A 13,227-nucleotide genomic window follows, 5' to 3' on the forward strand; every position below is an offset into this window, starting at 1 on the left:
TTAGATGACACCCTTTGTAAAAGGCCAGTTAAAATCGCCAATCATCTCTAGCGGATAGCGTTGCCTGCTTTGATAACAACGAATACTTTCCGCCACCAGCGGCGAACGCAGATTTGACGCCTGTAAAATTTCTTCGGCGCTAACCCAACGGCAGCAGTCGATATCGCTGTCATGAGGCTGGGTCGGGCATATTTGCTCAAGCTCAATAGCAAACAGGAAACGCAAAAACGGCGTTTTATCTGGCGCAATCCACTGATGCATACGAATAAAGTGTTGCGGCTGCGCGCTGATGCCGGTTTCTTCCCACAGCTCACGGGCGGCGGCTTCCACTAAGGTTTCATTGGCTTCCAGATGCCCGGCAGGTTGGTTCCATAACGCTTTACCATTAATCGTCTCTTCAACGACTAAAAATTTGCCTTCTGCGTGCACCACGCAAGCAACGGTAACGTGCGGTTTAAACATTTTGCGTCCTTAATCTGTCGCTTCTCGCCATTCGCCGTTGGCAAGATTATCCAAAGAGTAATCACCCATCGCATAGCGAATCAGTCGCAGCGTGGGGAAACCAACATGGGCGGTCATGCGGCGCACCTGGCGATTACGTCCTTCATATAAGGTGATCTTCAGCCAGCTGGTGGGAATACTTTTGCGTTCACGAATTGGTGGATTCCGCGGCCATAACCACGCGGGTTCGTCAACCAGCTCTACGCCTGCGGGCAGGGTAGGGCCATCATTTAAGGTTACGCCATTGCGCAAGGCTTCAAGTGCGTCTTGTGTGGGAATACCTTCCACCTGCACATAATAGATTTTTCCGGTGCGTTTACCCGGCTGGGTTAAACGCGCCTGCAACGCGCCGTTATTGGTCAGCACCAGTAACCCTTCGCTATCGCGGTCAAGACGACCTGCTGCATAAACGCCCTGAACCGGGATGAATTCTTTTAATGTTTTGCGTCCGGCTTCATCGGTGAACTGCGGAAGAACATCGTAGGGTTTATTGAACAGGATCACGCGCGTGGGCTGGTTTTCAGGTTTACGCCTGGTAGAACGTTGCGAGCTGAATCGCTTAACCTGGTGATTTCTAAAAGAAGTTTTTTGCATGGTATTTTCAGAGATTATGAATTGCCGCATTATAGCCTAATAACGCGCATCTTTCATGACGGCAAACAATAGGGTAGTATTGACAAGCCAATTACAAATCATTAACAAAAAATTGCTCTAATGCATCCGTATCGCAGGACGCAAACGCATATGCAACGTGGTGGCAGACGAGCAAACCAGTAGCGCTCGAAGGAGAGGTGAATGGAAAGTAAAGTAGTTGTTCCGGCACAAGGCAAGAAGATCACCCTGCAAAACGGCAAACTCAACGTTCCTGAAAATCCGATTATCCCTTACATTGAAGGTGATGGAATCGGTGTAGATGTAACCCCAGCCATGCTGAAAGTGGTCGACGCTGCAGTCGAGAAAGCCTATAAAGGCGAGCGTAAAATCTCCTGGATGGAAATTTACACCGGTGAAAAATCCACACAGGTTTACGGTCAGGATGTCTGGCTGCCTGCTGAAACCCTTGATCTGATTCGTGAATATCGCGTTGCCATTAAAGGCCCTCTGACCACTCCGGTTGGTGGCGGTATTCGTTCTCTGAACGTTGCCCTGCGCCAGGAACTGGATCTCTACATCTGCCTGCGTCCGGTACGTTACTATCAGGGCACCCCAAGCCCGGTTAAACACCCTGAACTGACCGATATGGTTATCTTCCGTGAAAACTCGGAAGACATTTATGCGGGTATCGAATGGAAAGCAGACTCTGCCGACGCTGAGAAAGTGATTAAATTCCTGCGTGAAGAGATGGGCGTGAAGAAAATTCGCTTCCCGGAACATTGCGGCATCGGTATTAAGCCGTGTTCTGAAGAAGGTACCAAACGTCTGGTTCGTGCAGCGATCGAATACGCAATTGCTAACGATCGTGACTCTGTGACCCTGGTGCACAAAGGCAACATCATGAAGTTCACCGAAGGCGCGTTTAAAGACTGGGGCTACCAGCTGGCGCGTGAAGAGTTTGGCGGTGAACTGATCGACGGCGGCCCGTGGCTGAAAGTTAAAAACCCGAATACCGGCAAAGAGATCGTCATTAAAGATGTGATTGCTGATGCATTCCTGCAACAGATCCTGCTGCGTCCGGCTGAATATGATGTTATCGCCTGTATGAACCTGAACGGTGACTACATTTCTGACGCTCTGGCTGCACAGGTCGGCGGTATCGGTATCGCCCCAGGCGCAAACATCGGTGACGAATGCGCCCTGTTTGAAGCCACCCACGGTACTGCGCCGAAATATGCCGGTCAGGACAAAGTAAACCCAGGCTCTATTATTCTCTCCGCTGAGATGATGTTACGCCATATGGGCTGGACTGAAGCCGCAGACCTGATTGTTAAAGGTATGGAAGGCGCAATCAACGCCAAGACCGTAACCTATGACTTCGAACGTCTGATGGAAGGCGCTAAATTGCTGAAATGTAGCGAGTTTGGTGATGCGATCATCAAGAACATGTAATGTCTACATGTGTTAAATATTGAAACGGGCGTATAACACGCCCGTTGTTTTATTTATGTGGATATTATTAATATCATGTCGAGAATATTTATATGAAGACCATTACTTGAGTCCATATGGGCATATTTTTATAATACAACTATTATGTAAACATTTATTTGTTATTTCGCTTTCTCCTGGAGGACACTCTTGACTGCTTTTGAGTAAACTCCATAAATCCTTGTTGAATGGTGTGATGTTATAAATAGTAATAGGGTATTCTTTATCCTTAAAGATAATACCAGACTTAACCGGTGTAAATATACTTCCAGGAGTGAGAAATATAGTAGGTTGATACCAGATGATCATTTTCATATCACCCCATATGGCTGAAAAAGATATACCGCATGTAGGTTGAATTACCGTGTCAATTACTATCCACTTCATTTGTTATGTCTTATCCCACGGTATTTAATATGGTTCATTAGGATGTTTATTTCTTGACTTTGCATATGTGTATATTACTCCCCAAAAAACAAATTAATCAAAAATTAAAACCATTGTTTATATAAAACAAAATTTAAAGCAAGAAATCTCAATAGATATTAAACAAAATGAGATTTAGTGAAAATATTAGATTATTCACTTCGTTTTAGATTTGTTTAGCTAAAATGTTATACATTCAAATGACTGAACATCCTGTAATTAAAACATAGCCTTTATACTACTTTGTGCCAATTTGCTAAACATTATGGTTGGCCTTTTTATATAACGATAATGACGAATATAAGCATGACATGAGAATAAGGTTTCAATTTTTTAGTTATATAGGAATGGTTTAACCCATTCCTGGCTAAAATACATATAACCGGATGATGACTAAACCAAAACACATGTGCGTTAAGTATTGAAACGGGCGTATGGCACGCCCGTTGGTTTTATAAATTTGCTAACCGTTATAAAATAACGTATAGAAAGTCAAGTAATCACATTTCAAATATCAATTTGATAGTATTGGCCTGGTGATTATTTATGAGTGGCAATAAAAAGACAGTATTTATCATCCATAGGGATAGTCTCTGCACTTTTATTTCCATTATGCTAATGTCTTACTGAATTATGAAGCATTTCTTAAGCTTCCAACTTTAGCTAGATTAATGGTTTATTGTTTTCTACATCTTCAATATATAAAAGCGTATTATCAATGGCGTAGTAACTGCGTTTGTTATGATTAACATCAGTAACCCACCGGAAAACGCCCGCGCCTGCCAGTGTTGAACAGTATTCCCGAAATGTTGATTTTCCGCAAATATGAAGCAATGCGGCCTCTTTTATTTTAGCAGGGTTCTTGGTCGTACTAACTTTTAACAGGTTCCTGGTTCCTCTTAATAACAAAACCGTGTCATCGTGAGTAATAATTCTGATATTATCCGTAGCCAGATAATAAATGTAATGTGCAATGCGGTGATGTTTTAATTCTGAATAAAACCAGGAGAAGTTTTGCTCTTTTCTCACTTGCTCAAACATCTTTTGAAAAACAACAACCTGATCCATCAGGATAATAACCTCTTGTTAGTTGTGAGACTGCGTAGTGTGCACGATCGGTTTTACCACTTCAATCTGGTCTGTCCTTTGGCTGTGATATGTACAAAGTGTGAAAGGGGGATTACCTGAATTCTCCCGGTGAGCATTTTGCAACGGACCAGCTCCGGTACAAACGCTATTGTGGGTTCAGATTATAAGATTCTGTCTAAGGGGCGGGATAAAGGTGAAATTAGGGGGCATGAAAGATGACTTTATAACCTTGCTCACCCCAGTGTTGTAAAAGTTCGTTTTGCCTTCTCGTTGGTGCCATGCCTGTCCAGACAATCAATGTTTGCGTTGGGAACAGTTCCGGGCGCGGCGCTTCAATGGGATCAGCAAGAACAGAAATGTGCCATCCTGACAATGATAAACGCCATGCTTCCAGCCACAATCGTGCTCTCTCTTCAACATTCCACGCCATCAGAATGGCTTCTTTACCGGGCTTACGGCGCATTTCGAAAAGCGAGGCTGCTGCGTATTCAATTAATGCGCCGTCAAACATACTGCTCATAATGCGGGAGGTGTTGTGATCAAGCACGAGACGCTGGCGAACAGGAAGGTAAACATGATTAATCAATTGATCTACTGGGTACTCTCGACCCAGTGAAATAATTCTCGCGCGTAGTTTGGCAGGATTAGCCATACGAAGAATTGACATCATCTCTTCTTGCAGGCGGCTCCAGTCATCTTCCGTATCCTGGCTGGTGGTTTCCAGTAATGCTTTAACTTTGCCTACAGGGACGCCATTACTTATCCAACGCTTGATCTCTTCGATGCGTTGTATGTCTTCTTCATCAAAGAGTCGGTGTCCGCCTTCACTGCGCTGTGGTTTTAACAAACCGTAGCGGCGTTGCCAGGCCCGGAGAGTGACAGGATTAATCCCGCAACGTTCGGCAACATCACCAATGCTGTAATAAGCCACACTTCCTCCTTGCGGTCATAAATCTCCGTCGCCTGTACACGACCCAATAATACTTTGTACAATATACGCTAAAATTGTACAAAGTATAAATAAGATTTCAGCTAAATTGAATGAAACATTATTTTTAATGTGGATTAAATTTAAACATAACGTATTCATTTTCACGATGATTTTCAGAAATCATACGAAATAATGTGCTGAAAATTATTTTTTCTCCGGCCACGCAACTGAAGGGGTACCATTCAATTTAGCTTTCGCAAACAGATCTCCCTGAAACATCTCAATTCCTGCAGATTCAAGCCACATCCACTCTTCTGGTGTTGTCACACCCATAGCAGAGACTTGAATTTCAAGTGATGTACAGCATTTTATGATCGCCTGAATAATTGCCTGCCGTGGCCCGCTTTTATGAACATTGTTAATCAATTCCTGACTGATTTTAATTCTGTCAGGCTGGAAGCGTGACAGGAGTAACAAACCGGCAAAACCTGCGCCAAAATGATCAATTGCTACACTGATACCGGCAGCCTTAAGCGATTTAATCGCTTCTGCAAACTCATCAAACCGAGATATGACTTCACTTTCAGTAAATTCAACGATGATTTGTTCAGGCACCAGAGCATTGGCCTTTATTTCATCAAGTAAAAAAGAGACTGCGTCAGGTTCGTTAACCAGGGTCATAGGTAATAGATTGATTGAAATCATTTTATCACCGAGGTCAAGTGCGTGTGCCATCGCGAATGCAAGCGCCTTACTTTTGAGATCCGCTTTGTAGATTTCCCCGTCTTTACGCTGCCCAACCGCTATAGCTGACGGGCTGTCTTCATTTTTTTGCACAATGGCTTCAAAAGCGATTATCCGCCGCGATAAGGGATCGACAATAGGATGAAAGGCAAAGTGGTCGTTTATAGTTGGTGAAAGGGTACAGGAATCAAGTTCTTTATCAGATCCGTCAGCGATAAAAAGCCAGGAGTCTTCGGCAGGGATCTCGAAATAGGTTGCTTGTTCGGTTGCAAGGACAAAAGTACGAAAAAATTGTAGCGCTCTGTCATCATAAGTTAGCTGAAATTTTGATGTGCCTTTGTCGAATACGGCCTGTAAAACGTCATCTCGCTCGTGCAGGCGCAAATCAAATAATTCCATTCCCGCTTTGCCAAAACGGCGAGCAGGCGCGTAATCGCACAGCAGCTCAACAATATTATAGTGCCGTGGATCCTGGCATATAGCCCTATATATCATTTTAACCTGTTCTTCCGGACCTTCCAGAAGCTGGAAAAAATGAGAACCATTAAACAGTAAGATCCCTGTTACGTCAGACTGCATGTTCCTGCGATTTGCTATCGAAACCATTTCTTCGATTTTTTTGACAGGTTCGTCGTCACGTATATGGCTACGATAAATAAGGGTGGTAAGCATTAACTGTCCAGGGTAATGGGAGAGGCGAGAGTAAGACGGTAACAGACATATCTTCCGGTGTCTTTCTTTTAATACCAAAACATAACTGTTTCTTTACATTGATAAAAAATGGAAAAAGTTGAAGATGAGTTGGCGAAAATTATTGTATAGGTTGTCATTTAAATGATGCAATATTTTTTATCATAACCTGTTGTTTTATATGTATTAGCACTAAATGCAAAAAATTAACTTATCATTCTGTACACATATTTCGTACAAGTTTGCTATTGTTACCTCACTTAACATTGATTAACATTTTTAACAGAGGCGTAGCATGCATCAAAATTCAGTGACTTTAGATTCTGCGGGAGCAATCACTCGTTACTTTGCAAAAGCTAACTTGCCTACTCAGCAGGAAACTCTCGGGGAAATTGTGACTGAGATTTTGAAAGATGGACGTAATCTGAGTCGAAAGTCGCTTTGTGCCAAACTTCTATGCCGACTGGAACAAGCGACAGGGGAAGAGGAACAGAAACATTATAATGCACTAATTGGGTTGCTTTTTGAATAATGCAACAGCCTGATTATTTAACAGGTTAGCTATGAAGTCGTTATGAAGACATCTGATAATGAAAGTACAAAATATGAAATTACTGGCCAGGCGGTGCTCCATATACTGCGCATGAAGATAAATTTTTCGTTACAGACTCTTATTAAGCAATTACTCGTAATGAAATCGGCTGAGGAAAATGCTTTCCGACGAGATTTAATTGACAGCATAATTCGTGATTTTAGCAACAGTGATACAGGAGAGCCAAACAGAAGAACAGCGATAGCTGACAATAAAAGTATGTTCAATGGTAAGAAAATAAACAGAATACATTAAAATTTCATAAGTAAGATGAGAGGTTACCATGCTTGAAGATACTACAATTCATAATGCAATAACTGATAAAGCGTTATCAAGCTACTTTCGTAGTTCAGGTAATTTGTTAGAAGAAGAGTCAGCTGTGTTAGGGCAGGCTGTGACCAATTTAATGCTTTCAGGCGATAATGTTAATAATAAAAATATTATCTTAAGTCTGATACACTCTCTGGAAACAACAAGTGATATTCTCAAAGCTGATGTGATTAGAAAAACACTGGAAATCGTGTTGCGATACACAGCTGATGATATGTAACTTTTAATTATTAAGTATAAGTTTATAGAAAACTCAGTCATCTTATTTTTGTCTGTCGCTTTAGACTATACACAGCATAATTTTATTGGGTCACTATTCCTACGAGGCTGACATGAATAATTCAATCCCAGAGAGATTTATTTTTCAATGTGCGTTGTTTAAAAATCTCGAGAGGGAGGTGTTCATGACGCATGGATATGTTGATAGTCATATTATTGATCAGGCTTTACGCTTGCGTTTAAAAGATGAAACCAGTGTGATTCTTTCTGATCTCTATCTGCAAATCTTGCAGTACATTGAAATGCATAAGACTACACTAACGGATATCATTATTAATGACAGGGAATCCGTGCTCTCTTAAAACTTGTGGAAGGCTTTAGAATAAAGATCAGATGTATCACCATGCTGGTGCAAAGTGAGCATTTCAGGCGTTATGCTTTCTTAATATATCCGCAATATCAGGGAGCCAACAAGAATGGAGAGCGCTCGTTTTCCATTCTTGACGCCTGATATCCCGCCTAATTTGTTTAATTCTGCCTACATTATGCTTAATAATTAATAGGTTAGATGAAGATGGAGAAAATTTTATCTTCGGCGTGGATATTTGTGATGCTCTCTACCATGCTCTCTGTAGACGCCAGCGCGAGCGAATGAATGTCATTTTTATGTATTAAACCCTTTGGCCGGGACAAGTGAATGCGCAATACACTCATACCCATCCTCATTGCGATATGCTTGTTTATAACCGGTGTCGCTATTTTGAACATCCAGCTCTGGTATTCCGCAAAAGCAGAGTACCTGGCGGGAGCAAGATATGCCGCCAACAATATCAATCATATACTTGAAGAAGCGTCACAGGCGACTCAAACAGCGGTTAACATTGCCGGGAAGGAATGCGACCTCGAGGAGCAATATCAGCTTGGCACTGAAGCAGCTCTGAAACCTCACCTGCGCACAATCATCATTCTCAAACAGGGAACGGTCTGGTGTACATCCTTACCGGGGAATCGGGTCCTGCTGTCTCGTATTCCTGTTTTCCCGGACAGTAATTTACTGTTGGCTCCGGCAATCGACACCGTTAATAGATTACCTATCATGCTCTATCAGAGCCAATTTGCAGATACGCGCATTTTGGTTACGATAAGTGATCAGCATATTCGCGGGGCGCTTAATGTACCCTTGAAAGGGGTAAGGTATGTATTACGCGTGGCGGATGACATTATTGGACCAACGGGTGATGTGATGACGCTTAATGGACATTATCCCTATACCGAGAAGGTTCATTCCACAAAATATCATTTCACTATTATCTTTAACCCGCCGCCACTCTTTAGCTTCTACAGACTTATCGATAAAGGCTTTGGGATTTTGATATTTATTCTGTTAATCGCCTGCGCCGCTGCCTTCCTGCTTGATAGATATTTCAATAAAAGCGCAACGCCTGAAGAGATCCTGCGACGGGCAATAAATAATGGGGAGATCGTCCCTTTTTACCAACCTGTGGTAAATGGTCGGGAAGGGACATTGCGGGGAGTTGAGGTGTTAGCCCGCTGGAAACAACCTCACGGTGGATATATATCACCCGCGGCATTTATTCCACTTGCTGAAAAATCCGGATTAATCGTTCCGCTTACGCGAAGCCTGATGAATCAGGTTGCCAGACAGATGAACGCTATCGCGAGTAAATTGCCGGAAGGTTTTCATATTGGAATTAATTTTAGCGCCTCGCATATTATTTCGCCGACGTTTGTCGACGAGTGCTTAAATTACCGTGACAGTTTTACCCGCCGCGATTTAAACCTCGTTCTGGAAGTTACCGAGCGTGAGCCATTAAATGTTGATGAAAGTCTGGTTCAGCGGTTGAACATTCTGCATGAAAATGGTTTTGTCATCGCGCTGGATGATTTCGGTACTGGCTACTCAGGGCTTTCTTATCTGCATGACCTGCATATTGATTATATCAAAATTGATCACAGTTTCGTTGGCCGCGTAAACGCAGACCCAGAATCAACTCGGATTCTGGATTGTGTATTGGATCTGGCGCGTAAACTTTCGATCAGTATCGTCGCTGAAGGTGTCGAAACGAAAGAACAACTTGACTATCTGAATCAAAATAATATCACATTTCAGCAGGGTTATTATTTCTATAAACCGGTAACATACATCGACTTGGTCAAAATTATCCTTTCTAAACCGAAGGTGAAGGTTGTGGTTGAGTGAAAATCGATCAGTAAGGCCATGGTGCGGTGTAATTATAGACAGCTAATTAGCTCGTTGCCTCTTGTTACTATTGTTCATTATTTTGTTTGCTATAATTGTTTGAAAGTTTTGACAGGATTGCCATTAGTAGCATGAACAATAGTAATAATCTGGATTATTTCACTCTCTATATCATCTTTTCCATTGCATTTATGCTGATCACCCTCCTGGTCATTCTTATTGCAAAACCCAGTACCGGGCTGGGAGAAGTGCTTGTGACGATAAATTTGCTTAATGCCCTTGTTTGGCTGGCGATCAATCTGGTTAATCGATTAAGGGAAAGACTCGTCAGCCACAGGGATCAGCAATAATCTTTCAGTTTCTCACTGTCAGTATGCGGCTGAATGGGGTGCTGACAGTGAACGCCTGGATCATTGAAGGAAAGGAATTATTGCGCAAATAGTTGTCAACCCTGGTGTTATCATAGTTGGTTTTATATATCATCGAAATAATTTCTATGGCAACTATCAATGATTGTGATGTCGAAGAGTTATTTGTTAAACAAAATCGTCACCTCAAAGTGATCAATGTCATGAAAATAAGGTGAAAAATGATAATGCCGACTTATTTATCATTTATATATTGTCGCTGTTTATCTATTTAAATTTTTTGTGCTTTTGTTTTTGTCTTTACCCTACGTTTTGATAATCTGAACGCATAGGTTATTTGACTAGGAATGTTTGTTAATCCAATGAATGGATGGTTAATCTATGAAACTGAAAAAACTCCCCGGGTTTAGTTTAGGACTTATTGCTTTGGCGGTGGGTAATGCATATGCTGATCAGTTTATTCAGCACGAGGAACATAAACATGCTGTGGCAATAAAAGATGGAGAAGTAAAAGATATTGATAATGCGCTAGTTATAACAACGGGTAATGGAAGTTACGGTGTATCTGTTGCAGGAGAGGGTAGCAATTTAACCATTAACAATGGCGTCATTGTAACAACGGGCGGTTTATATCCTTCTGACAATAGTCCTCTAAGCAAAGTATATACAGCTAGCGCAGTCGTAAGTGAATATGGCGGTGCTGTCACTTTGCGGGGTAATAATACGATTGTCACGACGGGAGATTATTCTGTTGGTTTGTTAAGTCAAGTTGATGGAAACCTGAATACTGATACCATAATAAGAGTCAACTCTGACGGTTCGGTTACCCCCTCTTTTTCTGACGGAAATAATACTTTTATTGTTACTGCGGGTAATCACGCAGTCGGCGTTCTTGCGTGTGCATCTCCCGGAAGCGCGCGTGCGTGTGTATCTTCTCTTGATGAAGAAAGTACTGCCGATACAGGAAGTAATGAAAATAACGCCATAGCAAAACTGGATATGGCAAAAGGGGAGATAACAACCCACGGAACAGAAAGTTATGCCGCGTACGCTAATGGCACTGTCGTCAAGGCTGATGACAAGCTTGATTATACCAATGCCAGCGTTACATTAACCGATGTTGATATTACCACGCATGGGGACAATGCTCATGCCATCGCTGCTCGCCAGGGGACAGTTTCATTTAACCAGGGAGAAATTCATACAACGGGTCCTGACGCCGCGATTGCTAAAATTTATAATGGCGGCAAGGTGACGCTGAAAAATACATCTGCAGTCGCGCATCAGGGGGCTGGAATTGTGCTGGAGTCTTCCATAAATGGTCAGGAAGCAACGGTAGATATTTTATCTGGTAGCTCACTACGGTCAGTAAATGAAATCCTCTACAATAAAAATGAGACGAGTAACGTGACCATTACGGATAGTGAGGTATCATCGGCTGCAGATGTTTTTATCAATAATATTAAAGGTCATTTGTCCATCGATGCATCTAATTCAAAAATAACGGGTTCAGCCAATCTTTCAACAGATGATAGCACTCATACCTATCTGTCGCTTTCAGATAATAGTACCTGGGATATTAAAGCTGACTCAACGGTGAGCAAGCTCACGGTTGACAATAGTACGGTCTATATTTCCCGGGCAGATGGAAAGGATTTCGAACCAACAAGGTTAACAATAACTGAAAATTACGTTGGTAATAATGGCGTATTGCATCTCAGAACTGAATTGGGTGATGATAATTCAGCTACGGATAAAGTCGTTATTAATGGAAATACCTCCGGAACAACCCGAGTTAAAGTTACCAATGCAGGAGGCAGCGGGGCTTACACGTTAAATGGGATAGAGATTATCAGCGTTGAGGGGGAATCAAATGGGGAATTTATTAAGGATTCGAGGATTTTCGCCGGTGCCTACGAATATTCATTAACCCGAGGTAATACCGAAGCGACCAATAAAAACTGGTATCTAACTAACTTCCAGGCAACGAGCGGCGGTGAAACAAACTCCGGAGGAAGTTCAGCGCCTACTGTTGCGCCTACTCCCGTTCTGCGCCCCGAAGCTGGAAGTTACGTCGCCAACCTGGCAGCCGCTAACACTCTTTTTGTTATGCGTCTGAACGATCGTGTAGGTGAAACGCGCTACATCGATCCTGTAACTGAACAGGAGCGTTCAAACCGACTTTGGCTACGACAAATTGGCGGGCATAATGCCTGGCGTAACAGCAACGGACAGTTGAGAACGACCTCGCATCGCTACGTCTCGCAGTTAGGGGCGGATCTGTTAACCGGTGGTTTTACCGACAGTGACAGTTGGCGTTTGGGAGTGTTGGCTGGTTATGCCCGCGACTACAACTCAACTCATTCCAGCGTGTCGGATTATCGTTCGAAAGGGAGTGTCAGAGGCTATAGCGCAGGGCTGTATGCCACCTGGTTTGCCGATGACATCAGTAAAAAAGGCGCATACATTGACGCCTGGGCGCAATATAGCTGGTTTAAAAACTCGGTGAAAGGGGATGAGTTAGCCTATGAATCCTATAGCGCGAAAGGTGCAACCGTCTCGCTGGAAGCGGGTTACGGTTTTGCCCTGAATAAATCCTTTGGTCTGGAAGCGGCGAAATATACGTGGATCTTCCAGCCACAGGCACAGGCTATCTGGATGGGCGTCGATCATAATGCGCACACGGAAGCCAATGGCTCACGTATTGAGAATGACGCAAATAACAACATCCAGACCCGACTCGGCTTCCGCACCTTTATTCGTACTCAGGAGAAAAACAGCGGTCCGCACGGTGACGACTTTGAACCTTTTGTTGAAATGAACTGGATCCATAACAGTAAAGATTTTGCTGTCTCAATGAACGGTGTGAAAGTTGAACAAGACGGGGCGCGTAATCTGGGGGAAATTAAACTTGGCGTAAATGGCAATCTGAATCCGGCGGCCAGCGTCTGGGGTAATGTGGGCGTGCAGCTGGGTGATAATGGCTACAATGACACCGCAATGATGGTGGGCCTGAAATATAAGTTCTGAT

The 13,227-nt window shown here is 42.9% G+C and carries 16 protein-coding genes; 8 read left to right on the forward strand and 8 right to left on the reverse strand.

Going from position 1 to position 13,227, the window contains the following annotated elements; genetic code table 11:
- Both nudJ and rluE read right to left on the reverse strand, forming a co-directional pair.
- Positions 1-462 carry a phosphatase NudJ gene (nudJ, locus tag ACJHYR_RS15475; RefSeq protein ID WP_000476103.1) on the reverse strand — a complete coding sequence of 154 codons (462 nt, stop codon included), beginning with the start codon at positions 460-462 and terminating at the stop codon, positions 1-3.
- A 9-nt stretch (positions 463-471) separates the two neighbouring features.
- On the reverse strand, positions 472-1,125 hold the full coding sequence (gene rluE, locus ACJHYR_RS15480; RefSeq protein ID WP_001248702.1) for a 23S rRNA pseudouridine(2457) synthase RluE: 654 nt from the start codon (positions 1,123-1,125) through the stop codon (positions 472-474).
- A 171-nt stretch (positions 1,126-1,296) separates the two neighbouring features.
- On the opposite strand from rluE, the gene icd reads away from it, so the two are divergent.
- Positions 1,297-2,547: an NADP-dependent isocitrate dehydrogenase gene (icd, locus tag ACJHYR_RS15485; protein ID WP_000444487.1), complete on the forward strand. Its 1,251-nt coding sequence runs from the start codon at positions 1,297-1,299 to the stop codon at positions 2,545-2,547.
- A 102-nt stretch (positions 2,548-2,649) separates the two neighbouring features.
- On the opposite strand, the gene ACJHYR_RS15490 is transcribed toward icd, so the two are convergent.
- From ACJHYR_RS15490 to bluF, 6 genes are all read right to left on the reverse strand, one after another.
- Positions 2,650-2,973: an anti-adapter protein IraM gene (locus ACJHYR_RS15490; protein WP_001309448.1), complete on the reverse strand. Its 324-nt coding sequence runs from the start codon at positions 2,971-2,973 to the stop codon at positions 2,650-2,652.
- Positions 2,974-3,231: 258 nt separating this feature from the next.
- Entirely contained in the window at positions 3,232-3,276 is a 45-nt protein-coding gene (locus ACJHYR_RS15495; protein ID WP_120795380.1) for a protein YmgK, read from the reverse strand.
- Positions 3,277-3,512: 236 nt separating this feature from the next.
- Positions 3,513-3,623: a hypothetical protein gene (locus ACJHYR_RS15500; protein ID WP_032140204.1), complete on the reverse strand. Its 111-nt coding sequence runs from the start codon at positions 3,621-3,623 to the stop codon at positions 3,513-3,515.
- A gap of 52 nt (positions 3,624-3,675) precedes the next feature.
- On the reverse strand, positions 3,676-4,080 hold the full coding sequence (locus ACJHYR_RS15505) for a DUF1398 domain-containing protein (RefSeq protein ID WP_000373101.1): 405 nt from the start codon (positions 4,078-4,080) through the stop codon (positions 3,676-3,678).
- Between the two features lie 220 nt (positions 4,081-4,300).
- Positions 4,301-5,032, reverse strand: a complete 732-nt coding sequence (bluR, locus tag ACJHYR_RS15510) for a DNA-binding transcriptional repressor BluR (protein ID WP_000332298.1) — start codon at positions 5,030-5,032, stop codon at positions 4,301-4,303.
- Positions 5,033-5,236: 204 nt separating this feature from the next.
- Positions 5,237-6,448: a blue light-responsive regulator BluF gene (bluF, locus tag ACJHYR_RS15515; protein WP_072837483.1), complete on the reverse strand. Its 1,212-nt coding sequence runs from the start codon at positions 6,446-6,448 to the stop codon at positions 5,237-5,239.
- Between the two features lie 313 nt (positions 6,449-6,761).
- Between bluF and ycgZ the strand changes: the two genes are divergently transcribed.
- The 7 genes from ycgZ to ACJHYR_RS15550 all read left to right on the forward strand — a co-directional run bounded on the left by ycgZ (position 6,762) and on the right by ACJHYR_RS15550 (position 13,226).
- The gene (gene ycgZ, locus ACJHYR_RS15520; RefSeq protein ID WP_000554146.1) at positions 6,762-6,998 is read left to right on the forward strand and encodes a regulatory protein YcgZ; all 237 of its coding nucleotides are present in this window, start codon (positions 6,762-6,764) and stop codon (positions 6,996-6,998) included.
- A 42-nt stretch (positions 6,999-7,040) separates the two neighbouring features.
- Positions 7,041-7,313, forward strand: a complete 273-nt coding sequence (locus ACJHYR_RS15525) for a hypothetical protein (RefSeq protein ID WP_000858017.1) — start codon at positions 7,041-7,043, stop codon at positions 7,311-7,313.
- Between the two features lie 28 nt (positions 7,314-7,341).
- A complete protein-coding gene (gene ariR, locus ACJHYR_RS15530) occupies positions 7,342-7,608 on the forward strand; it encodes a biofilm/acid-resistance regulator AriR (protein WP_000888778.1) in 267 nt (88 codons plus the stop codon).
- A 112-nt stretch (positions 7,609-7,720) separates the two neighbouring features.
- Positions 7,721-7,969 carry a protein YmgC gene (ymgC, locus tag ACJHYR_RS15535; RefSeq protein WP_001065752.1) on the forward strand — a complete coding sequence of 83 codons (249 nt, stop codon included), beginning with the start codon at positions 7,721-7,723 and terminating at the stop codon, positions 7,967-7,969.
- A gap of 335 nt (positions 7,970-8,304) precedes the next feature.
- Positions 8,305-9,828, forward strand: coding sequence for a cyclic diguanylate phosphodiesterase (locus tag ACJHYR_RS15540; protein ID WP_001586924.1), 1,524 nt, complete (start codon positions 8,305-8,307; stop codon positions 9,826-9,828).
- Between the two features lie 131 nt (positions 9,829-9,959).
- Positions 9,960-10,178: a cell division-associated protein YmgF gene (gene ymgF / locus ACJHYR_RS15545; protein ID WP_001299921.1), complete on the forward strand. Its 219-nt coding sequence runs from the start codon at positions 9,960-9,962 to the stop codon at positions 10,176-10,178.
- 399 nt (positions 10,179-10,577) lie between these two features.
- A complete protein-coding gene (locus tag ACJHYR_RS15550; protein ID WP_271306373.1) occupies positions 10,578-13,226 on the forward strand; it encodes an ECIAI39_1904 family autotransporter adhesin in 2,649 nt (882 codons plus the stop codon).
- Position 13,227: the final 1 nt, after the last annotated feature.

Source organism: Escherichia sp. WS1450 (assembly GCF_046487395.1).
GTDB classification, from domain to species: Bacteria; Pseudomonadota; Gammaproteobacteria; order Enterobacterales; family Enterobacteriaceae; genus Escherichia; species Escherichia coli.